Here is a 22913-nt window from a genome sequence, read left to right on the forward strand (position 1 = left end):
AAAAATCATGAGTTTACGGGGAACTATCACAGATATATCCGTCGACAACTTAACTCCATGGATGCCTCCGTTTAGGTTGTTTGCAAACCCGCAATGGAACATTGAGGCCAGCAGGGGGCCTACACCTCAGAGCCTAAAGCAGAGGTTCACGGAACGTCAGGCGCCAAGAGCTTCATTTCCGCTCCAGCCCAAGCACCGCGCGTGCGTTCTCAACAACCTGCATCCTCCTTCCAAACCGTTCTTCGCCTATATTGCTGAAGTGGTCGCCATCGGACCAGAAAATCTCATCGCAGGACAGGAAGTCCTCAGGGAAAGACAGTTCGAGCAAGCTGTGCTGTGACAGAAATTCCACCGGTGACTCTGAGAGAGTCTCCGCGATCGTAGCTTCGAGGCTTAAAAAGACCTCTTCCGTTCCGGGGCGAAGCATATACGGGTATTCGCAGCCGGCCTTGCGGATATAAGTTTGTTGAATATGTGGCTCGATCCGGGGGGATAGCCAGACTGTCGGAATCTGGGATGCGATACGTTCCAGATATTCCTTCACGGCCTGGACATAACCCATATGGGGTTCGAAACGGGGTACCGGTTCATTTGGCGACAACCTTTCGAACATACGCCTTCCGCCTAGTTCAAAGCCGGCCCCATGCAACAGATAAAACCCGGCCTGCTCAAAGACAGCGAATTGAAAGGCATTTGGGTGATCTTCAATGAACTCGGCAAGTTCTATGTAAGCGCATCCGGGCAAAAGCGTATGCGGGCGACAGCCGCCTGAGACAACTCCGATTATGAAGGGCTCATTGGCCTGTGATGTGGTTATAACCGCGCCATAAAGATCAATTGCGTGACTGTCGCCTAGAACGAGAATTCCGGGGCCATACTTCTCTGCACAGTCGGCGGCACGCTGGCGTACGGACTCATCAATCGTGCGGATGTCGAAGACGCAGTCGCCATTGTCAAAGCGCGACAACGCATTGGCGAGTTGTTCGTTATATGCATGCTCGATCAGGGTAAGCATGTGTTTTTCTGCTTCAGGCATGCGCGCCAGATAGGCGTTTCGCCAGCCTTTCGTCATCTGCCCCCAAACGCCGAATGCCACAAATAACAATGAGACCGTGACTGCCAGGATGAAAACCGGTCTCCGGGGAATTGAATGCGGCCCCGAAGTGCGGCGAAACGGCGTTTCAACATAACGCCAGCTCAAATACGCGATCACGAATGTCAGAAAGATCAGGCTGATGAGAACGGTTGGCGATGGTGCCCACGGTGTCCAGAGACGGGCGAAGGCAAAGAGTGGCTGGTGCCAAAGATAGGCGCTGTAGCTGATAAGCCCGAAGCCGACGAATACGGGCTTTGCCAAAAGTTTGCCAGTTACTGTTGTCGGTCCGGCAAACAGGATTACGCAGACCGTGCCTCCAACCGGAAGTAGGGCATAGATCGATGGAAACGGCGTCGTCTCGTCCAGAATGAGAACGGATACTCCGATCATCACTACACCCAATGCCGCCAACAAATCATGGGCGGCAATGCCACGCCGCCCGATCATTGTGCAGAACGATCCGACCAACAATTCCCAAGCACGCATCGGCGCAAGAAAGAACGTGGCGCTCGGCGCATTTCGCCAACCCCATTCGCACAGCGCAAGGCTGAGCAGGGCTAAAAGCACCAAAATGGGAACAAGCAGCTTTCTCCTGTAGGTCCATAACAACAACAGGAGCAGCGGGAATACGATATAAAACTGCTCTTCAACCGCTAGGCTCCAAGTATGAAGGAGCGGTTTCTCTTCCGAGGCGAGATCGAAATAGCCGCTCTCGACCCAGAACAAAACGTTCGAAGCAAAAAGGCCGACGGCCGCGACACTCTGCGCAAAATTCTTTGCTTCTGTCGGCGTCATTAAGAAAATTGCCGCCGGTATGCAGGCGGCGACCATAACTGCTAGGGCGGGCAGTATGCGCCGTGCGCGACGCTCATAGAATTTCAGGAGAGAAAAAGAACCAGCTTCGAGTTCCTTGAGAAGGATTGAGGTAATCAGATAACCCGAAATCACAAAAAAAACATCGACGCCGACGAAACCGCCTTTAAAGAGTGAAAAACCAGCGTGGAAGAACACAACTGGCACCACTGCAATAGCACGTAGTCCATCTACTTCGGGTCGGTATTTCATTTTTGGAAACTGGAAACCGATTACTGACGACGAAGGGTCAGGAGGAATATAAAAAGAGGAGATGAACGTGGCCTGTCCGGTGTTGTCATGCCACGTTCATGTTCGGGGCGGCCCAAAAAACCTCATGTGGTCTGCTGGTGCGCGCGCAGGCGTCTGCGCCTTCAGAACCCTACGCAGCTTAGCATCCGCTTTTGGCAATGGCCTTTAGGGCTTTGTCTCCAAGAGATTGTGATACATAGCGTGACCATCCCAAGAAGTACGTTTCACCGTTTTCTGCTCTGTTGACAAATGTTGCCACCATCTTACCGGTGTCATCGAGCACGAATATACGACCACGGTTTGCTTCTTCGAAAATCAAGTGCCCAGATGGTGTGAAATCCTGTAAGCCTTCGGAAACAGTTGCGGCCTTCACTCTCTCCAGTGCTTCTCTAAACGGGCTTTCCACTGAACCTGTCTCAAAATCGTAAATCAAAGTTTCACTGATACCTTCCACCCGCGCGCCAAACCCGCGATCGTAGGCGTTATTGTTGAATACGGCGATCCGGTGATCGTCGAGGACGTCAACATCATGCTGTGACAACCAAGGCCCTGCCTTTGACCAGATGATTTTTCGGGTTGATGGGCGGTAAAGTGCAATGAGTGACGGAGTGCGAAAACTCAGAAACAGGTCGCCCTTTTGCCAGTGTGGCCCGCTGGTCAGAACCGGTTCAATATCGTTCAAGTGCATTGGGTCGTTGTAGAAATGAGCGACAGGAAACAGCAGATGACGCAAACCGTTCTTGACGAAAACCTCATCCAGGGGCTCTTCAAAAATCACATCACCTTCGGAGTTCACCCGCACCAAAGTGTCGCGCACAAATTTCGGCGATAGGTCGTCGGGCCGCCCGTCTAGCTTAAAGCTTGGAATCCAGAAACCGCCTTCACCGTCTGAACTCGTCGAATGATGAAACAGATATTCACTCAGCGACCATCGGATATCACCGCAAGGTGACAGCATAAACAATGGCGCGTTATGGTTTTTGACCAGAAGGCCGCCCTCTTCGGTCAAATAGGGGTGAATATAGCGAAAATAGGCATTATTCCAGTTTTCATAGCGCGCAAATCCATCAAATTCCGGAAGCCGGTCAACAGTTGCCAATAGCGTTTCGGGTTCTGGCGACCAGGTGCGGTGAACTTCACCGGTCTCTAGCGACATCAATTCGATTACGTGCTGTGTCTGATCGCCATTATACCGACTCAGCAGCAAATACCCTGTTAGTCCACCAGAACCGGGAGGCTGTATCCAAGACCACCCATCGGGCAAATCAGCATCAGCCGAAAAACGAAGAAAGGGCATCATTTTGGTGTCCGGTTGCCCGATTTTCTTAAATGCTTGCCGTGTGTTTTCGGGTATTTCGGCAAGCGTCAGTGCCGCCGCTCCTATCACCCCGAAACGATCACCGCCCAGTTCTTTTCTTCCGCGCTCTTCATCGAGAACGATAGCGCCAAACAAAAGCATGCATAGAAAGCCCGCGACCAGGACCAGCCCCAGGATCCAAATCTCGACTTCTTTAAAAAACAACCTTTCCATCACAGGATCTATCCTTGGGACGTTGAGGTGCTGGCAACAAAAGTGGCATAATTGCGGATTTGGGCCGTATGTTAATACAATAATCTCTCTGCTAAAAGCGGAATGGCGTTGACTTTAACACCTGCCAGTCAAACGATCAGCTCGTTTCCTTAGTGACTTTAGTTCGAGTGATGTATTGATGATGGGTGATATTCCCGAATTTAAGGAAAGTTATAGCCGGGTACGCTCTGGAGAACCCGATGCGAATGGAACCATCCGGTTTGCAGGCCTGTGGTGTTTCCCATCGATGCGAAGAAGGGCAGTCAGTGCTGGTTTCTCAACAATCCAAAGAAAATGGACGAAACGTCAGGGTTTGGGGAACATTTTCCAGATGAGATTGCCTGCGCTGGTATTTTGTTTCATTGAACTGCCTAAGTGCGGAGCGCTTTTGCAAGACGTTCGGCGAACAGTCGCGACGTGCCCTGATATTGATGGTCTTGATCGATGCCCCGGATCGAGGCAAATGTAACCGGAGACGCCCTATGACCCAACACTCCCCAGCGATTGGCCGTCATGATCTGGCAGTGCTTCTGTTCATCCTGCTCTTTGCCGCAGTGCTCAGAACCGCTGGGCTGAACGCGCCGTTGTGGTATGACGAGATCTGGACCGTCGATACACATGTTCGTCTGCCCTGGGACGAGATGATGGGCGAATATTCAATGAACCATCATTACTTCTTCAGCATGAAGGCCAAGCTGTTTTCCCAGATCTTTGGAGAAGAAGCCTGGGCCTATCGCTTTCCGGCTGTTCTGTTTGGTGTCGGCACCGTCGGTGCGATCTGGTGGCTGGCAAAAGACGTGGCCGGAACCCGGATCTCTCATATATCAGCCTTACTGGTAGCACTTTCCTACCACCAGGTCTGGTTTTCACAGAATGCTCGCGGATACACCGAGCTGGCGTTCTGGAGTGTGCTGGGCCTCATTCTCTTTCTACGGGGTGTGCAGCGCCCGGTCACGGGCACTTGGGTCGGCTTTGGGCTGACGGCGGCGGCGGCGGTTTTCACCCATCTGACTGGTGCGTTTCTCTTTGTCGCTCTGGGGATTGTCTGGCTGCTGTCTCTGACGACCGGGTTTGGCCGGGGCAACCTGACCCGGGCATGGGTGGTGCGGCCGCTGATCGGTGTGGCCATCGCAGTGGTTCTGATCCTGCTGGCCTATGCGCCGGTCCTGCCAAGCCTCGTGGGCACCATGAGCGAGGTTTCGGCGACCTCCGCCGTTGATCCGATGCAGGAATATCAAAACCCGCTCTGGACTGCCATCGAAGGCCTGCGGACCGCCTTTGGAAACACCGGGGCACTGACTCTGATCGGCGCCATTTGCGGGTTGGTGGCCATTGCGCTTGGTGCGGCAGGCACACATGTGAGGCAACCGTTGTTCTTCCCGTCCATCTTGGCGCATATCGTGGTGACGCTGGTCATCCTGTTGTCGCTTGATATGCGGATTTGGCCGCGGTTTTTCTTCGTCGATATTGCGCCCGTCATCGTTCTTGTCGTCGTCGGTTGCGGGGTCGGCGCGCACGGCGTGGCGGGGGCGCTCAGGCGCCCCGGGTTCGAGCGACTGGTGTTTGCCATTGGTGTTCTGGTGATGGTTGCCCTGTCCGTGGTTCTGGTACTGCGGAACTATGTGGCCCCCAAGCAGGATCTGGCTGGGGCGTTTGCACTGGTCGAGAACACACGAGGTCCGTCCGAGCGGGTCTATGCCATCAATCCGGGCGGCCCGATCTTCGAAAACCATTTCGACGCGGACTGGACGACCATCGGCGATCCCGCACAGTATAGTCGGGCGATGGCCCAGCCCGGACCTGTAGCGCTGGTCGTTCTATTCCCCAATCGGATGTTCCGAACCATCCCGGAGCTGGCCCGCGATGCCGAAGGGCGGCTGGATTTCGTACACGGTTTTGCCGGAACACTCGGGGATGGCGACGTGCTGGTCTATCGTCGCAGGTAAGTGGCACATGAGGGATTCAGGCCGCATCCCTGTCATGGCATCCTTCTTTTCCGTTGCTATGAACATGTTGCGTTAAAGTGGGTTTAGAGGCACGTTTTTTTGAACGTGTACTTTTAGGGTAAATGTCTATGAGGTTCTCCAAGAGTCGCTCTTGCTAAAGCCGGGGTGAATTTTGGCCAAGTGAGACAGGCTTGTCGCATGGTATGAAGCGTTTTTTTAAAGAGTTACCCGAGCGCCTTTTTTGGTTTTGCCTGATCTTCACCGTTCTGTTCAGTGCCGTTTTGTACGGCATCATTGCTCAGAGAAAGCACTGGCCGCCTGTGCCGCAATTGCGGGCTGCGTATAATGTGCTGTTTATCGAGAAAACGCTGACCAGCTCGGATGATCAGGAGTATATTCAGCCGTCCCGCGAGCGAGGCGAAGGCGTTACCGTCAACGCAAAGCCCGATAGTTCCGACACCATCTTGATGCTTCGTTTTTTTGAGGGCGAGAACCAGGCGCGACTGGTTGATCGCAACGGCGATGTCATCCGGAAGTGGTTGCTGAACTACCACGAACATTTTCTGGATGCCGAGTCACGCTCTTGCGCAAGGTTGACACCGTTGTTGACGGATGTGCATGTCGTCGTGCTGACCCCGCAGGGAGAGTTGACCTTCAATTATGAATATTGCGGCACGGTCAAGCTGGATCAGTGCAGCAACATAAGCTGGACGATCAATGAGAAAACACATTATTCGCTGATCGAAGCCGAAGGTGGGGATATCTGCTTCTCAGCCGCGAAGAATTGCATGCGGCGGACGGACTTGAACGTTTTCCGCCCTGTTCCACCCCTGCGACCAATCAGCTTATTTCGGAGGATTTTATCCTGAGGATCAACGAACAGGGAGAAACCCTTGAGAGGTCATCGACTCCTGAGACTATTTTCGACAGCGGCTTGTCTGCCTTGCTGACGGCGTCTGGGCAGACGTTCAAATCGTCTAAAGTCGCGCGAGGTGAGCTTGTCCATGCCAACAAGATCGCCGAGTTGTCAGCCGAATTGGCAGGGAAATTTCCCCAGTTCAATCCCGGGGATTGGGCAATTTCGATGCGCGGTCTGAACCTGATCATCGTTGTGGATTCCAAACGAAGGCTGTGAAATGGCACCAGGCTGGCCCCTGGACACGCCAGCACGAACCGGAGTTTCGCCCGGATGGCAAGATATCCGTTTTCAATAACAACGCTTATCTGACGTCTTACGATGACTGAAAAAGACGCGGCTGAGTGCTCCGCGTGACATCAACATCATGGTGATCTACCCTATCAGCCGCAAAACGGAAATTGTCTACGGCAGCAGATCTGGTCAGGATATGCTGTCGATTGTTCGCAGTCAGCATGAAACTCTGAGTGACGGTGGTATGCTGATAACAGAATTTGACGCCGGACGGGTGTTGGAGGTGACCGCTGTGGGCGGTATCGTGTGGGAATATATCAATCGTTTCGACGACGATTTTGTCGGAGAGATAACCAACTCGAAATTATATTGGTCAGAATTTTTTAAACAGAATGGGGAGAATGCGAGTCATGAACCGATCTTCAAAACATCACGTCGGGCGCAGTCCGGCCATGCTATTTCGATATCTCGGGATGTTGTTGCTTGTTCTGCCGAGCCCGGCCTTTGCGTATATCGGTCCTGGCGCGGGTTTGGGTGCGATTGCCGTTACGATTGCGGTTCTTCTGGGCATTCTCTTTCTTATTGTCGGACTCGTGTGGTTTCCGCTCAAACGGCTGATCAAGGGCCGGAAAGAGAGAGCCAACCAGGATAACGAGCTTGATCCGACGCAATGATACTTATTGTTACCATTTCATTGTTTGCTGTAGGCGGGTTTGCGCTTGTTCTTTGGCGCACAAATATTTTTGAGGCCGCAAACGACGTTGTGAGCACCAGCATGGCAGGTGTGACATCTTTGGTGAACAGCCAGCTTTCCGATCAAGCCAAGGAACAGGCGGTGCGGCGCGCCGGGTTAAAGCTGATCGTTGGCGGTTTCAACATTGCCTGGCGTGTCGTCCTGGCGCTGGCCGCTGCAGCCTTACCTGTATTCTTGGCTGAGTATTTTGGGCTGACGAGCAGCAGTGCAGTTTTCGATGTCATGCTGCGGCTCGATTATATTGTCATCGTGTCGATTGTTGCGATTACGGCGGTGAAGATCGTTCAGTGGTTGCGCCCCGGCGCGGCAGTGCATGAGGTCGACGAAACGCTGTATTCACCGATTGAACAATTCGTTCATAGCGTGGCGTTTTCCAGCCCTGCAGTTCTGAAAGCAGCTGCTTGGGCCGAAGAAAAACTGCCCTCCCAATCACAAGCTGAAGAAGCCGTGCGGCCTGTTTTTGTAACATCGCTGGCCCGCGCTGGTACCACAGCGGTTCTGAATGCGCTGCACGACGCGCCCGAAATCGCAACACATACATACCGGGATATGCCTTTTCTGACGGCCCCCCTTCTCTGGGACCGGCTGGCCGGTGGGCGGCGAAGAGGGGTGCGCCGCCGCCAGCGCGCGCATGGGGATGGTCTTGAAATTGATTTGGACAGTCCGGAGGCTTTTGAGGAAATCATCTGGAAAATGTTCTGGCCGCAGAATTATCAGGCCTCTTCAATCCCACTCTGGACGGCAGAGAACACAAACCTCGAAGCAGATAAGTTTCTCCGCTGCCACATGTCCAAAATCGTCCGCGCGCGGACTGTTCAGGCCGGTTCGAAAGTGGCACCCAAAACGCGCTATTGCTCGAAGAACAACGCCAATATCGCCCGGCTTCCGTATCTGTTGAATGCTTTTCCCGAATGTAGGATCGTTGTGCCGGTCCGGCGTCCGGAAAGCCATGCCCATTCCCTGTTACGCCAGCACAGGAATTTCTGCACTCAGCAGTCCGAAGATGCCTTCATCGCACGTTATATGGCGGATATCGGCCATTATGAGTTCGGAAAGATCCACAAACCCTTTCTGTTTCCGGGGGTCACTGCCGAAGGGCAAAACACGGATACGGCGGATTATTGGCTCGATTACTGGACGCATGCGTTTAGCCATGTACTCAGACACAGGGATAAATGCATTATTCTTCTTCAGGACAATCTGCGGTCGTCTCCGGGCAGGACAATGACTGAGCTATACCGTGCTCTTGAACTTGAACCGGGCGAGCAGGCTTTCGAGCGTTACTTCCACGCGAAACAGGATTTGGCTGATACAGAAATATTTGACCAAAACAAGTTTCACGATGCGCTGGACGTGTATCGCGAACTGGAGAACTGTGCTCTCAGGTAATCCCGATCGTTGTCGGCAGGGAAACCTTTAATCGTCGGGTTTCAGAGAACAACTCTGAAACCCTGATCCGGTAGCTGACCGGCGATGCCTAGTAAAACCTCAAAGCGACACCGGATGACGCCGCGGAACAACAGCTGATGGCCCTTTTCGCGGTTCTACTGTTCGCAGGATGGCATGGTGTTAAAGTAATCAGGCGGAACGTGAACTGCCGTTGTGATGATAGAATTATATGTGTCGGTCAGGATATTCGATATTTCGCGCACGAGCTCACCATCCACCGTCACCTCAATGACTCTGCCTTCCATCGGCGACGCAATCAGCCAGTTTCCATTTGGCAACCGTTCCTGCTGCCCCATGATATGACTATCGAAAACCATTTCAGTCGCACCAAACTTGTCTCGTACTTTGCCGGTGGTCATGTCCATTTCGATAATAGAAGACCGACGGCGTTCGGTGTTATTCGAGTATACAGTAATCGTGCCGTCAGGATGGAAATCCGCATCATGCTGATGCTCCCATGGACCCGCCTGAAACCACTTCAGACGTTTTGTCTCGCGGTCAACAACCCCAACAAGATCAATTGATCTATGTGACATAATAAGATCGCCTGCAGAGAACTCAGGGAAGGCGTCGGCCCATGCCGCAGGTAGAACTTCCACATCATTGGGGTGAATGATGTCGGGGATTTCATCTACACCAGCGTCCCAACGCCATTTGAAACCGTGCGGAATTCGAAAGGCCAGTTGTGCGTTGGGGTCAGGAAGAATAACGTCTTTTGCCAAGTCGATGCTCTCAAGCGTTTCACCGGTTTCCTCATCGATCCGAGTCATTTGCTGATCATGGCCGCCATCCCAGAATTTGGATGTCCAGGTCCAGAACCCGCCAAGGTCGGGATCTTCAGTCAGAGAATGGTGAAACACCATATCTGTACGCCGCCAGACGATGCCTCCGCAGGCGTCAAACCTTGCCATCCCCATGTTGTCATCGAAATTGGCAAGGATCGAACCATCAGGCAGAGGGCGAATGGCATGAACGAATTCGCCTTCGTTTCCACCATCGATAACCTTGGAATGATCGATCTTCCACGTATGCAGCACGTTGCCTTTGGTATCAATGAGTTCAGTAATATAGCCTGGATCAGGATTCGCGATCCGATTGATCAACACAAATCCGGGTGCGATTTTGTCGGGTCGGTGGGCGACGTATGCATCCGATGGCATTCGATTTGGGCGGCGGATATAGGTCCCGTCAGGGACGACATATCCGGTGGATCTCCAAGACTTTAGGGCTTCCCGGGATTGATTGAGGATTTTCCAGGGTGCCCACTCCTTGTGGGTCGTCCACATGCCCACAGCGAATGAAAAGATGGCAACCAGTAAGACCGCTGAGATGTATGAAACAATACGCATTCGCAAAACCCGACTTTAAATAGCCTTTGTACTTGTCCTCTGCTGTTTGGACCAAGTCAACGCAGGAGTCCCGGTGTGATGGGATTGTTTCGATACATTGCATTTTTGGGGCTAAATGTCTCAAATTGTTCGCGTCTCGGAGTTCTTTTTAATGGGATAAAAACCGGTGCCATCAATCAGGCGCATGCGTTATATGCCCCATGAAAACCGGGGTGGTAACTAGCCATGGGAAACACCCGTATGTTTATTTGTTTTCATCGGATTTCAGGCCAAGGCTGCTTTCAACGACGTAAAGCGGGCGCTTTCGGGCTTCCTCATACAGGCGGCCCAAATACTCTCCGATTATACCAAGCACGACAAGTTGGAGGCCGCCAATGAGCAGCACCGCGACCATCAACGAGGCATAGCCGGGCACGTCCACTCCCTGGATCAGGGTGCGCATGATCAGAAAGAAGCCATAAATGATCGCCCCCAATGCTGTCAGCATTCCGATATAGCCCGCCACCCGCAAAGGAACAGTGCTAAATCCGGTGATGCCGTCCAATGCGAAATTCCACAGGCGCCAATAGTTGAACTTGGTTTGCCCGGCTGCTCGCTCGGGCCGATCGTAAGTGACTTCGGCATGTCGAAATCCGACCCAGGCAAAAAGACCCTTCATAAAACGGTTCTGTTCGCGCAACTGCACGATAGCGCGCACCACGCGCTGATCCATAAGGCGAAAATCACCGGTATTGGCGGGGATAGGTACACCCGAAAGTCGGTTGATGACCTGATAGAACTTGGCCGCCGACCAGCGCTTCATCGGGCTATCGGTGTCGCGGCGGCGGCGGACGGCGTAAACGACATCAAACCCTTCACGCCATTTTCTGAGAAACGTTTCAATAAGTTCGGGTGGATCCTGTAAATCCGCGTCTATAGGGACAACAGCTTTTCCCGAGGCGACATCAAGGCCTGCTGTTAACGCGATTTCTTTGCCGAAATTTCGCGAAAAGTTCAGGATCTTGATACGATCGTCATGCGCGTGCGCATCCGCCAAAAGTCGGGCTGTTCCATCCGTGCTGCCGTCATTCACACAGATGATCTCATAACTTTCCTGCATGTGTTCGAGAATACGGCTCAAACGATCAAACAAGACCGGCAGGACATCTTCTTCATTGAACACCGGTACAACGAGGCTGAGTGTGGGGACGTCCTGATCCGCAACGTTCGCCTGAGGCGGAGATATGGGGGTGTTCTTGTTCAGCGGCTCCATGGCGAGAGTCTTTTCTGTTGGGTCGGGTTTAGGTGATCATGGTTTTGCCGCAGGCTCAAAGAGTTCCGTGCCGTGCCTTGATTTTTTAAGCGTCAGTGTCTGTTTACAATCACGGTCATCAGAAGGCGCTGTCTGCCGGTCTTGACTATGTGCGAGGTAAGCTGATTCAGGTGCTGGACGTGGACGTGCAGGATCCGGTTGAGCTTTTGCCCGAGATGCTGACCCGGATCAAGAACGGAGCTGATGTAGTTTACGGTCAGCGGCGGCAGCGCAGGGGTGAGACCGCAACCAAACGCGTGATAGCTGCATCGTTTTATCGCTTGCTTGACCGGCTGATCGGCTGACCGATGTCGATATCCCGCTGGACACCAGGGACTTTCGCCTGATGTCCCGTACGGTGGTCGATTATCTGAACGCCATGCCTGAAGAAGATCGTTTTATTCTCGGCATGTTCAACTGGCTCGGTTTCCGCCAAGTGCCTTTACTGTATGACCGAGCCGAGCGCTTCACCGGGGAAACCAAATATCCGTTCAAAAGGATGCTGCGGTTGGCCGTCGATGCCATTATCGGAATCTCAATCTTTCCACTACGACTGGCGACATGGCTGGCGCTTCTTACAACCCTTCCAGGGGCTGTGCTAATTGTCTGGGTTCTGTTTCAGTAGTTTACCAGCGATGTGGTCTCGGGCTGGTTTTCGGTCATGGTGGTGAGCTCGTTCAGATTCTGACGATTGGAATTCTTGGCGAACCTATTGGCAGGTTGTATTTACAGAGCAAACGCCGCCTCCGCTTTTTTGTGGAGCGCGTCATTTCAGGTCCGGAAGAGTTATTATGGGATTCATTGATTTAAGAAGCATTGTGATCTTTGGGATTGTTGGTGTTCTTGCCACGATTACCCACGCCACGGTTGCGATTGCACTGATAGAAATAGGGTTTCTGCACCCGTTTTCGGCCAATGCATTTGGTTTCGGGGCTGGGTTTCTTGTGTCCTATTTCGGGCATCACCGGTTCAGCTTTCAGACCGGGGCGGATCATCGGCAGGCCATGCCACGGTTTCTGACGATTGCGGGGTTTGGTCTGTTTTTCAATCAGGCAATTGTTTACGCCTTGGTCAATCTGGCCGGGTTCAGTTATTTTCTGGCCCTCGCGGTGATCATAGCGACAGTTCCGGCGTTCACCTATCTAGCATCCCGTCGGTGGGCCTTTGCTGCATAGCGCTCGAAAAGTGTGGGGCCTGCATTCATCTGATTGATCATATTGCGTGATGCATTTCGGGAAACACCTGAGATAGAGATACGGGGGGTAATCATGCTCTGCTGCGGCAAGGCCAGGGTGTCTATTGTCAGTCAGGTATCAGTGATCATGGTTGTATCCTAGGTTCGAAGAGCTCTGCGCTGGCCCTCAGTTTTTGGATTTTCAGTGTCGGCTTATAGTCACTAAGTGCTTCGCGCCGAGCGTCGGATACAGGGTGTTTCCCTTTATCAGGCCATGTGACCAGCCAGACGCGGGCATCGGGGTGGGCGCGCAAGGTGGCCTCATGTTCTGATACGACAAAATTAGCGTCGTTGATGTAATAGAACAGAGGTGTATCAGTCCAATCGCGTGCCTGCCGCATAAACACAAGGTCATCAGGGCGCATTTCAGGCAGCATCGCCTGCGCAATTCCCTGGTAATCGTTCGGAGCACCGGGTTTTTGGGCGGCATAAGGTACACTGAGCGCAAACACAGTGACGCATATCCATATTGACATCAGCTTGAGGGGCGGGCGCCGGAATATCCAGACGACACCTGCTGCACAAAGGATCAGAAGATAAGGTGTGAAGAGCAAGAAGGCCCGGTCTGCCAGAACATATACCTTGTAGGACGCCACAAAAATGATCAAGGGAGACGCCACTGCAAGAAGCCATAGGAGCAAGGTTCTTTCCTGTGGGTAGTGTAGGGTTTTTGACGGCAGGCTGGGGATAAGCGCGCGCCAAGCCGTGCCCATGGCAGGGATAAGGAGCGCCAGAAAGGGCAAAACGGACATCGCCATCAGCACTTCGGTCCGGCGGTGGGCGATTGAGGCAAGCCAAAGCATGAAACAGGCCGAACAAATGGCAGCAAAACCTAAAACCCCAAAAGGGATGTTTCGCTCCGTGCTTGCGACCGGCGCTTCGCGCTTTGGCGCTCTCAGACTGGCTGCCAGCAGCACAAGGGCAAAGATCAGAACAATCCACGTCCAGACTGGCCCGATCTGCAGCATTGGAATGATGCGATGATCCTTCGCATACAGAAATCCGAAGGAGAAGTATTCTACCAGAAATTCGGGGTTCGGATCGCGTGCCGCGACTTTGCGCGCGCGATAAACCGCATGCGTCAGCGCTGGTGCGGACAGGATAAAGGCAAGGGCCTGTATTTGAAATTGCCTGGGTGTCCTCCATTGATCATACCGATGCGAAAGACGCCCGGACTCCACCTTAGGCCGAGGCAGAACCAATATTGTCCAGAACAGATGAAGCATGATCAATGGCCAGAAGAATTCGACTGTCAGAATTCCGGCCACGACCGAAGTGATATAAGCAATCTCGATTCCAGGTCTTGGCTTGCGTGTCCTTACAAGGGATATCAAAAGCCAGGTCGCCAAGAGTGACAGGAAGGTGCCTGCGACATACATGCGAGCCATCTGGCTCCATGCGATATGAAAGCCGTGGAGCGCCAGTAATAACGCAGCCAGGCACGCCACGGTCGACCCGAAAACGCTTCGTGCGATCAGGAAAATCAGCGGGATGGAGCCCAAGGCAAACAGGACACCCGGAAACCGTAGCGCGAGATGAGAGGTTCCGAACGTTTTGGTCCAGCCCAACATGGCCACATACCACCCCATGGGATGCGGCTCGTCATGAAAGTGCCACCAGATCGTTTCCGTAAGCCCAAGCCGTGGAGGTGGTTCGGAGATGTCGGGAACAAGAGGGATACCGGGAACGTAGATTTCCGGATGAGAAAGACTACGGGATTCAATTCCCCATAACCGTAAAATCATCGTAAGTATAATTATGGTCGCCAGCGCAATGAAGACGATCAAGTTTCGACGCTCACGTCTAATTGGGAAAACGCTATCTTTTTCGAATACGTTCATGATTTCTATCTGACAAAAACCAATGGTGCCCGCTGGTGAAAAGGTCGAAGATATTTGAGCAATAGTACAATAAGTGTCCCTGTACGGGAAAATATTAGCGGCAGGGGCACATGGAAAACAGTCACCTGTATTTATGAGTTGTCCTGCCAGGAATGTGCGCAGACGGGGATGTCTTTTTGTCACTTCCGGCGGCAGGTTTGAATAGCCTGAATTCAGGTAGCCCACTCTTCAAACTGGCATAAACAGTACACTGTTCAAAACTGGGGCTTATTTGCGGGTTGGGTATTTCTTTGCCAACGACGAACCAGCATTGAGACGGTCAACTTCACTACCGGGGCGCACACCATATTCATGAAAGCCGTTTGCCTGTCCGGTTGCGTAATAGATGAATTCACGGTCGTAATACCCTGGTGCCGAAGGAGACTGGTCCTGAATGATGACGTTGTTGAGCACCACCCAGTCCTTTTGGTTATTATAGCCGATGATGCCTCCGACCGCGTTCTGTTCAATGACTACATATGTCGAGCCAGAGACATTGATACGTGGTACCGTGACATTTCCCGTTTTGGCCCGGCGAACCCGGATGACCGAATTCCTGCGGATCGAAAGATTGTCTATTCCATGAACGGAAATCCCGTGTGTCTGAGCATTGTAGATGACGTTGTTTTCGATCAGCACGTTCTGGTGGCGTAACATCGGATTGCTCAGGTCCTTCTTGTCACCGCCCATCCAGATGGTCTGCGTATAATCCCCCGCGCCCATATCAAGGATATTGTTCCGGATGGTAATATCGGTGCTGCGCCGGTTCGAACTACGCATGATCTGTATCATGTCAGCATGATCTTTGTTGCTCTTCGGCCTGCGGAAATTGTGCATATGATTGGCCTCGATCAACAGCCCGTCAATCGCGCCGAGTCCAATACCATCTGAGCGGATGTTGTGGAAATTGTTGCCGCGGATTTCGAGATCGACAACGCTATCTCCGGTCAAACCTTTCCACCAGGACCGGAATATCGAGCTTTGGATGGTGATTTTGGCGCTGTCCCGGATACGCAACCCGCGCCCGTGCCCAATTCCCGACCGATGACCGCCATCAAATACCGAATTGGCAATTATGATGCCCCGGCTATTCAGAATACTGAACCGATTGGTCGTGTCCTTGTCGCCGTTGGAGTAGGTATAGTCGAAATATAACCCGTCCAGTGTGAGATTTCCGGATTTGTTCAGGCGCAATTCGGTGAAGCACGCCGGTGATGCCGGGTTCGCCGAGCGGATTGCGACAGGTTTTTTGAAAGCCTTTTTGATTTTAAGAGCGCCGTAGTTTCCGCCTTCCAGAATGAACGTTTCACCGCCCTTTGCATTTTGAATCGCAGTGGAAAGTTCAGAGGCATTGTGAATGGTCTGCCCGCTTTCCGTGCCGGAGGTATTCGTTGTGATCTTCCCCCCGGTACAGGCGAGTGCAGCAGATGACAGCGTTGAAAAGGCTAACAGCAACATACTGACGCATGTCAGTATCTTGATAGAGTTGTATCCGTTCCTCATAGGAGGCTTGCCACTCGTTATACCCATCGCAACGGAAGGCTACGGGTATGGATGAGTCGAGTCCACAGAGCCGTGTTGCGCGGGTCACTGAAGGTTTAGGTGGGGGATCGTACAAGTTTACGTTACGGCACCGGGCAATTCGTTGCCTACTCCAAGGAGAGATACGCAAGGACACGCCGGAAAAAAGGCTTTTCTGTGTCTATTGTTGCAGCATGGGAATCAATCCATAAAATCCAAGATAACCGCCAAGGGAAGGGGAACAATTCCCGGTATCGAGTATCGAGTTCACTCGGAAATGAAGGCAATGGGGCAATATTGTCCCAATACAGGCAACAGTTTCCAAACATAGCCATATTCCGGCCAATCTGTCGCCCTTGTGCGACTGTTCAATCCGTCCTGGGTGAGCGGGATCAATAGCGCTTTGGGTAAGCGCGTTTGGAAACACAGGTGAAAGATGTCAACGACAATCATAGTAACTTCCGCTACAGAGCTGAACCTGGCTCTGTCACAGGCAACTGGAGGGGAGACCATCCTTCTTGCCTCAGGCGATTATGGCAAACTCAGCCTCATAAACACTCAATACGCGTCTAACGTGACGATCAAATCTGCTGATCCGAATGCGATGGCAAGTTTTTCCGAAATGAAGCTTCAAAATGTTTCGAATATTTCGTTTGACGAAATCGAGTTCGATTACACCTACAGTTCAGGAGATTCGAATTCCACGAACAAGTTTCTGATTGAAAACAGTAGCAACATCAGCATCGACAATTCGGTCTTTGACGGCGACTTTGCCAGTGGCACCGGCACAAGCGCCGACGGCACAGGTTTCGGAAAAGGTCTTGTAATTCGGGGATCGACCGGTGTCGACGTGACCAACACCGAATTTCATTCCTGGTGGAAGGCGTTGGGGGCATCCAAGTCGAGCGATATCAACTTTGTTGGAAACAACATCCACACGATCCGCTCTGACGGTATTTCGCTCGGAGAAGTTCAGAATGTTCTGATCGAGAACAACTATATCCATGATTTCGGCGGTGCTGCGGGGTCTGGTGACCACCGCGACATGATCCAGATCCAGCGCTCCAACGGAACCGGCAGCAGCGATATCACCATTCGCAACAACGTTCTCGATATGGGGGCCGGCGATCTGACCCAGAGTATCTGGGCCGGTGGCGATAAAGCAAACTACTCCGACCCGACGCACTGGAACTATAACATCGTCATTGAGAACAATGTTATCTACAACGCCCAGGCCAACGGTATCGGCATGCATATGGTGGATGGTTTGACGATCAATAACAACACGCTGGTTGCGGTGCCCTCTTCTCAAACCGGCGGCGTTGCCGTTCCGAAAATCATCGCGTCTGGTTCCAAGAATGTGACGATCGAATACAATGCGGTATCCGCTATCATAGGAGATAATGGACAGCCGGACTGGAACGTTCAGAACAACGTCTATATCCAGAATACTGATCCAAATGCGCCCGGCTATTACGACACTCAGTTCGTCTATCACGCAACCGCTGCGTCGGATGGGTATAACCAGTATGGTGTCGTTCCCGGCAGTGCGCTGGATAACATGGATGCTGGATCGAGCTTGGCTGACAGCTATCCATTTGACTATAACAGTTGGGTTGGCGGTTCCAGCACGTCCGTTACGAACCCGGGTGGTTCGAGCACTGGTTCCTCGACCCCGACGGCGCCAGATCCGGACACCTCGACCCCAACAGCGCCTGACAGTGGTACGTCGACCCCGACGGCGCCAGATCCGGACACCTCGACCCCAACAGCACCTGACAGTAGCGCATCGACCTCGTCTCCGATGGTCTTCGATGATTTTGTTTTGGATATTGCCGGATTGCCGCACAATGATCAGGCAGAACTGAGAGACGATGCCCAAATCGTCGATACGGTAGATGGCCCTGTCGTTCACCTCGACGGTCATAAGGATCAGGTAAAGATCGGGCGGCTGCAGGAGTTCGAGAATTCCGACCAGCTTGCCTTTACCGTTGAATTCGCTCGTGATGAAGCTGATGGTTCCGAACAGAGATTGGTCTGGAATAAGGGCCATGTGGGGCTGACTTTGCATAAAGATGGCTTGAAGGCGCATGTAAAGAACAACGATGGCAAGTTTCATGAAGGCTTCCACGTCGCTGATCTGGGACTGAATGACACTGAGACACATGAAATTACTTTGATGGTGGATCAGGTTGAGGACCGCTTGCAGGTTCTTGTTGACGGTCAGGTTGTGCTCGACAAAACGGATGTCGATTTCGATTTCACCGGAGGCCGGGAATGGGGGTGGGACATTGGTTTCAGCCACGGCCGTTATGCTGATGGCAACCTCAGTGCTTTTGCGATCGATGACGACGTGCAGTTTGTCGATGATGTAGGGGCGTTTGCCGATACTGTCTGGCTCGGATGACCAGATCATGGCTTCTTGCCAAAACATATAGGAAAAGGATGGATGGATTGAGGCTTCTCGATCCGTCCTTTCGGTTTTAGTTGTATTGCCAATCTCGGATGGCGTTCCGCATACGAGTTCTGTTGAAACAAGAGTTTTTGTAATGATTGTCTCGGACCAACACAAATTTGTATTTATTCACATCCCCAAATGTGCCGGAACATCGGTCAGAACTGCAATTTTGCCCTATCATGATGCAGACAAGCGATTTCTGAGAACGGTCGAACCGCACCCTGAGCTGGGTTCAATCGATTTCAGGCATCTTCCGTTGTCGCTGTTGCGCGATTTTGATCCCGAGGTTTTCGGGAAACTGAAAACCTATGACAGCTATGCCTTGCTGCGCGATCCGTTTCAGCGGTTTCGGTCTGCGATGTCACAACGGGCAAAGATGTATCTGGGCAGGGAATTCGCCCAGCTTGGCACAGCAGAACTGCGGACCGAGATCGGCCGCGTACAGGATTATCTGTTGTCAGCGCCTTCGGTGATTAAGCCGGAATTCGTTCATTTTACGCGCCAGTCGGATTTTGTGGAGATTGACGGTGAACGCATGGTGCAGAACATATTTCCGGTCGAACATCTTGACCGGTTTGCTCGTGCGATTGCCCGGCGGATCGGGATTGATGAACTGCCGATGGGACACGCCAATAAAACAACAGTGTTTCGTTACCCACAGCTAAAACATGTGGCACAAACAGGTAGTGCTGTTGCCCGCCGGGTTCTTCCTGGGACGCTGCATGACACACTGCGGCGGTCGGCGCGAAAGATGCTCATGAAATCAGGGGCCAGTACTGAACAGCCGGTTTTCGCTGAGACGCAGGTTCGTGATTTTATTGCCAACTACTACAAAGCTGATATTGCGCTCTATAAAGAGGTTGTGTCGGATGTGGTCGTGCACTCGTGAAGCCGCTCAGGTCCTGTCTTCTTTGATCCCCAGCAGTACTCTGGCGGTTGTAATCTGATCCTTGTCCCAGTTCCAGCGTAGCTTCTGCACCGGAACTGAGCCGGATTGCAGCAATTTGGCGATCTCACCGTTATGTTTTCCGTTTGTTACTGCATCATGCACCAGATGCGGTCCGAAACAGCCGATCCGGGGGACTTCATCGAAAGCGCGTCGAAAAGACCGGCTGGTCAGAAACAGATAGTCGAGCATGATATGGGGCCAGAAATAATTATGCGGTCTGACCCTGTCTTTCCAATAGGCAAAGCTGGCTTCTTCCCAGCGTGATATGAACTGGCCCGCCGGTTCGGAGGCAAGAAACCAGTTCGTCATTGTGCGGCGAATACCTGGCCAGATAAACCAGGCGTCGTTTTTGGTCCAGGTGAAGGCAAAAAAGCCCCGTTGCGCCACAACAGGAAGCCAGTTGTCCAGAGGCGCAAGACAATATGTAGTTGCATCCACCCAGACACCCCCATACTGCCTTAGAAGCCTCAGGCGCAGCAGATCGGCATAGGACTGGACCGGCAGTTTCGACGGATCGTGGGGCAAATCGACTATCTGTGATGCGCTTTGGGCATGCAGGACACGGATGTCCCAACCCGGGTTCTGCATGCGCCACGAGGCGATACAGTCCTGGACGAGTTCGGGGGCGTTTTCTTCTCCGCGATCCCAGTAGATCCATATTGTTTTGGGAATCAGACGTGGTGCGGAGCGCGCAAAGTGATTGGGTTTTCCGTTCAGCCTTCTGCGGGCACGCCGCATAATTGTCGGCAGCATCCGGGCCCACACAATCAGAACGAACAGCCAAGTCCAGAGCTTAACAGCGCGCATACATACTCCACTACACTTTGTACCAATCTTCTAATCGCCACCTGAATTTTGCACCAGCCATGCGTGGCATATCCTCGGATTTCCGGCGAAGGCTTCGACTCATAGTGATAGGGTGGCAACAATAAGGGTTAAAGCGGGCCATTGTTGGTCGGTAGATCTCAAGATACCACCGTACCTGTAGATCTATTGTAAACAGCGATCAGAAACGTATGATTCTGAGGGATTGGGTTCTGAGCCCGAAAGGTAAATATTATGGCGGTGGTTTCGCAGGTTTTAAATGCCGTATATTTCGATATCACAAAGGTTGGTAGTAGCAGTCTGAAGGAAACATTGTGGGAATTGGAGCATGGCGAGCCCTTCAAGGGTCGCGGGATTATGCGCGTCGTTAACAACCTGCGCTGGCGGCTCGCGCGCGCCAAACTGATTCAGCCACGCAATATTCATGAACAGGACGGCTACCGCACACAGATTTTTTCCAAGGCCGTTGTACCTGAAGACTATGTGACGTTCACACTGGTCCGCGACCCCGTTGCCAGAATCAAATCGGCTTGGCGGGACAAGGTGCATCGCAATCAGTTTCGGTGGCGCAACGAAGAGATGGATATTGAAAACGAAGGTTTGCCCCTCGACCCGACATTTGGCGAGTTCATCGATCATTTCTATGAGTATCGTGCGGTTAGCCGCCCGGTGCGCGTGCATACGACGCCCTATTCATGGCATCTGGGGGACGACATCCACCTGTTCGATCATGTGTTCCGACTGGAGGCGGTGGAAGAGATGAACGCGTTTCTGAGCGAGCGGCTGGGAAAACCACTTCCGATTCATCATGTAAACAAATCGGAGCTGGGCCAGCGGGATGGTAAGCTGACACACCGGCAGATTGATGCTTTGCTGAACATTGCTCAGGCGGATTATGATCTGCTTGGGGGTATGTATGACATCAAGGCGGCAGAGGAGCGCCTGGCCGCCTGACTATTCAGGGGTAGACGAGGAGCAGTGATGCAATGACGCTTACAATGCGATCCAATACCAAAGCCGTAGGGGCCGCGAGCGCAGCATTGCCAAATCAATTTCTGATTATTCTTTTGATTTTTTCGCTTGTGATGCCCTTTTTCTTTTTCGTGGGCGGCCTGCGACTGAGCATGTATCGGCTCTATCTGATCGTCATGGCGCTTCCCTTGCTGGTCCGCTGGCTTAACGGATCTGCGGGGAACGTACGCCTCCCGGATATTCTGGTGCTCACGGCCAGCTTTTGGATGACGGGTTCGCTGATCAAAAATCACGGGTTGGCGGCCCAGTGGCAGTTCACCGGCATCCTGATGGTGGAGACATTGATTCCTTATTTTACGGCGCGCGTACTGATCAGGAACCTCGCGTCTTTCCGGGTCTTTGCGCGGTGGTATTTCGGGATCATACTGGTGATGCTACCCTTTGCACTTATCGAAAACCAAACCGGAGACCCGGTCCTGACGGAACTTTTTCGTGGGGTGCTCAACGTCTATCGTAATGTCGCACAGGAACCCCGACTGGGGTTGGAACGTGCTCAGGTAACCATGCAGCACCCGATCCTGTTCGGAGTGTTTTGCGCCCCTGCCTTTGCCCTGTCGTGGTATGTCCTCAACCCCGAGGGGTCTCTCTTCAAAAAAGCACAACGCCCGTTTGTTGTTGGCGTTGCGGTTTTCAGCTCACTCTCTTCAGGTGCGTTCCTGAGCATTCTGTTGCAATCGTTCCTGATTGCCTGGGACGAGGTGCTGAAGACCATCAAAAACCGCTGGAAGATTTTTGCGTTTATCTTTGGCTCCCTTTATCTCGTGCTGGAGCTCGCGTCGAACCGGAATGCCTTTCAGATCATTGCCAGTGAGTTGACCTTTTCAGCCGGTTCTGCCTGGAACCGTATTAATATTTTCAGAAATGCAATTGACGATATTTTCAGGAACCCTGTATTCGGTCTTGGTCTCAGAGACTGGACTCGCCCGGGTTGGCTGAGATCAAGCGTCGACAATTTCTGGCTGCTCGTTGCATTGCGCTATGGCATCCCAACTTGGTTTTTATTGACATTGTCCACCCTGATCATTTGCTGGAAAGCGGCGACCGCTCCTTTGACTAACGAAGTTTCCCGGGCCCGGCGCGGGTATCTAATTGCTTTCATCGGCATGGGCATCTCGGCTTTTACTGTCCATCTGTGGGACGCCACGTATTGTATATTTATGTTCCTTCTGGGGGCTGGGGTCTGGTTTTCAGATCCGACCTGTACACAGAACGACGCAGAGGAAAGCGGCCCGCATCAGACAAAAAGGAGAGCAGTCAGGTATACAAGATTTGCTAACTACCCTGCTGAAACGCAATCCTGAAACC

Annotated in this window: 19 protein-coding genes; 12 read left to right on the forward strand and 7 right to left on the reverse strand. The window is 52.5% G+C overall.

Going from position 1 to position 22913, the window contains the following annotated elements:
* Positions 1 to 172: 172 nt before the first annotated feature.
* Together AC2FIR_RS20510 and AC2FIR_RS20515 are read right to left on the reverse strand one after the other, a co-directional pair.
* Positions 173 to 2161: an acyltransferase family protein gene (locus tag AC2FIR_RS20510; protein WP_496716782.1), complete on the reverse strand. Its 1989-nt coding sequence runs from the start codon at positions 2159 to 2161 to the stop codon at positions 173 to 175.
* A 178-nt stretch (positions 2162 to 2339) separates the two neighbouring features.
* Positions 2340 to 3731 (reverse strand): arylsulfotransferase family protein, encoded by a 1392-nt coding sequence (locus tag AC2FIR_RS20515; RefSeq protein WP_496716783.1) that lies wholly within the window; start codon positions 3729 to 3731, stop codon positions 2340 to 2342.
* Between the two features lie 521 nt (positions 3732 to 4252).
* Between AC2FIR_RS20515 and AC2FIR_RS20520 the strand changes: the two genes are divergently transcribed.
* The 5 genes from AC2FIR_RS20520 (at position 4253) to AC2FIR_RS20540 (ending at position 9009) form a co-directional block, all read left to right on the forward strand.
* Entirely contained in the window at positions 4253 to 5716 is a 1464-nt protein-coding gene (locus AC2FIR_RS20520; protein WP_496716784.1) for a glycosyltransferase family 39 protein, read from the forward strand.
* A 191-nt stretch (positions 5717 to 5907) separates the two neighbouring features.
* Positions 5908 to 6585, forward strand: a complete 678-nt coding sequence (locus tag AC2FIR_RS20525) for a hypothetical protein (RefSeq protein WP_496716785.1) — start codon at positions 5908 to 5910, stop codon at positions 6583 to 6585.
* Positions 6501 to 6851 carry an arylsulfotransferase family protein gene (locus AC2FIR_RS20530; RefSeq protein WP_496716786.1) on the forward strand — a complete coding sequence of 117 codons (351 nt, stop codon included), beginning with the start codon at positions 6501 to 6503 and terminating at the stop codon, positions 6849 to 6851. Before AC2FIR_RS20525 ends, AC2FIR_RS20530 begins: the two co-directional genes overlap by 85 nt.
* A gap of 148 nt (positions 6852 to 6999) precedes the next feature.
* Positions 7000 to 7518, forward strand: a complete 519-nt coding sequence (locus AC2FIR_RS20535) for a hypothetical protein (protein WP_496747164.1) — start codon at positions 7000 to 7002, stop codon at positions 7516 to 7518.
* Positions 7519 to 7641: 123 nt separating this feature from the next.
* Positions 7642 to 9009 (forward strand): sulfotransferase, encoded by a 1368-nt coding sequence (locus tag AC2FIR_RS20540; RefSeq protein WP_496716788.1) that lies wholly within the window; start codon positions 7642 to 7644, stop codon positions 9007 to 9009.
* Between the two features lie 155 nt (positions 9010 to 9164).
* On the opposite strand, the gene AC2FIR_RS20545 is transcribed toward AC2FIR_RS20540, so the two are convergent.
* Together AC2FIR_RS20545 and AC2FIR_RS20550 are read right to left on the reverse strand one after the other, a co-directional pair.
* The gene (locus AC2FIR_RS20545) at positions 9165 to 10418 is read right to left on the reverse strand and encodes an arylsulfotransferase family protein (RefSeq protein WP_496716789.1); all 1254 of its coding nucleotides are present in this window, start codon (positions 10416 to 10418) and stop codon (positions 9165 to 9167) included.
* Between the two features lie 244 nt (positions 10419 to 10662).
* A complete protein-coding gene (locus AC2FIR_RS20550; protein ID WP_496716790.1) occupies positions 10663 to 11670 on the reverse strand; it encodes a glycosyltransferase family 2 protein in 1008 nt (335 codons plus the stop codon).
* A gap of 95 nt (positions 11671 to 11765) precedes the next feature.
* Between AC2FIR_RS20550 and AC2FIR_RS20555 the strand changes: the two genes are divergently transcribed.
* The 3 genes from AC2FIR_RS20555 (at position 11766) to AC2FIR_RS20565 (ending at position 12884) form a co-directional block, all read left to right on the forward strand.
* Positions 11766 to 12014 (forward strand): glycosyltransferase, encoded by a 249-nt coding sequence (locus tag AC2FIR_RS20555; RefSeq protein ID WP_496716791.1) that lies wholly within the window; start codon positions 11766 to 11768, stop codon positions 12012 to 12014.
* A gap of 41 nt (positions 12015 to 12055) precedes the next feature.
* On the forward strand, positions 12056 to 12334 hold the full coding sequence (locus AC2FIR_RS20560) for a glycosyltransferase family protein (protein WP_170825336.1): 279 nt from the start codon (positions 12056 to 12058) through the stop codon (positions 12332 to 12334).
* A 166-nt stretch (positions 12335 to 12500) separates the two neighbouring features.
* A complete protein-coding gene (locus AC2FIR_RS20565) occupies positions 12501 to 12884 on the forward strand; it encodes a GtrA family protein (protein ID WP_496716792.1) in 384 nt (127 codons plus the stop codon).
* Between the two features lie 145 nt (positions 12885 to 13029).
* On the opposite strand, the gene AC2FIR_RS20570 is transcribed toward AC2FIR_RS20565, so the two are convergent.
* The gene (locus AC2FIR_RS20570; RefSeq protein ID WP_496762992.1) at positions 13030 to 14784 is read right to left on the reverse strand and encodes a glycosyltransferase family 39 protein; all 1755 of its coding nucleotides are present in this window, start codon (positions 14782 to 14784) and stop codon (positions 13030 to 13032) included.
* Between the two features lie 267 nt (positions 14785 to 15051).
* Entirely contained in the window at positions 15052 to 16281 is a 1230-nt protein-coding gene (locus tag AC2FIR_RS20575) for a right-handed parallel beta-helix repeat-containing protein (protein WP_496716794.1), read from the reverse strand.
* A 499-nt stretch (positions 16282 to 16780) separates the two neighbouring features.
* Here AC2FIR_RS20575 and AC2FIR_RS20580 point away from each other — a divergent pair, with 499 nt between their 5' ends.
* Both AC2FIR_RS20580 and AC2FIR_RS20585 read left to right on the forward strand, forming a co-directional pair.
* Complete coding sequence (locus AC2FIR_RS20580) at positions 16781 to 18751, forward strand: right-handed parallel beta-helix repeat-containing protein (protein WP_496716795.1); 1971 nt, start codon at positions 16781 to 16783, stop codon at positions 18749 to 18751.
* Positions 18752 to 18893: 142 nt separating this feature from the next.
* Positions 18894 to 19691, forward strand: coding sequence for a sulfotransferase family 2 domain-containing protein (locus AC2FIR_RS20585; RefSeq protein WP_496716796.1), 798 nt, complete (start codon positions 18894 to 18896; stop codon positions 19689 to 19691).
* Positions 19692 to 19697: 6 nt separating this feature from the next.
* Here the strand turns inward: AC2FIR_RS20585 and AC2FIR_RS20590 are convergent, their stop codons facing one another.
* Complete coding sequence (locus AC2FIR_RS20590) at positions 19698 to 20558, reverse strand: capsular polysaccharide synthesis protein (protein ID WP_496716797.1); 861 nt, start codon at positions 20556 to 20558, stop codon at positions 19698 to 19700.
* A 252-nt stretch (positions 20559 to 20810) separates the two neighbouring features.
* On the opposite strand from AC2FIR_RS20590, the gene AC2FIR_RS20595 reads away from it, so the two are divergent.
* Positions 20811 to 21530, forward strand: a complete 720-nt coding sequence (locus AC2FIR_RS20595; RefSeq protein WP_496716798.1) for a sulfotransferase family 2 domain-containing protein — start codon at positions 20811 to 20813, stop codon at positions 21528 to 21530.
* Positions 21531 to 21562: 32 nt separating this feature from the next.
* Positions 21563 to 22909 carry an O-antigen ligase family protein gene (locus tag AC2FIR_RS20600; RefSeq protein ID WP_496762995.1) on the forward strand — a complete coding sequence of 449 codons (1347 nt, stop codon included), beginning with the start codon at positions 21563 to 21565 and terminating at the stop codon, positions 22907 to 22909.
* Positions 22910 to 22913 lie beyond the last annotated feature (4 nt).

The sequence above is a fragment of the Ruegeria sp. CDSB136 genome, from assembly GCF_059610965.1.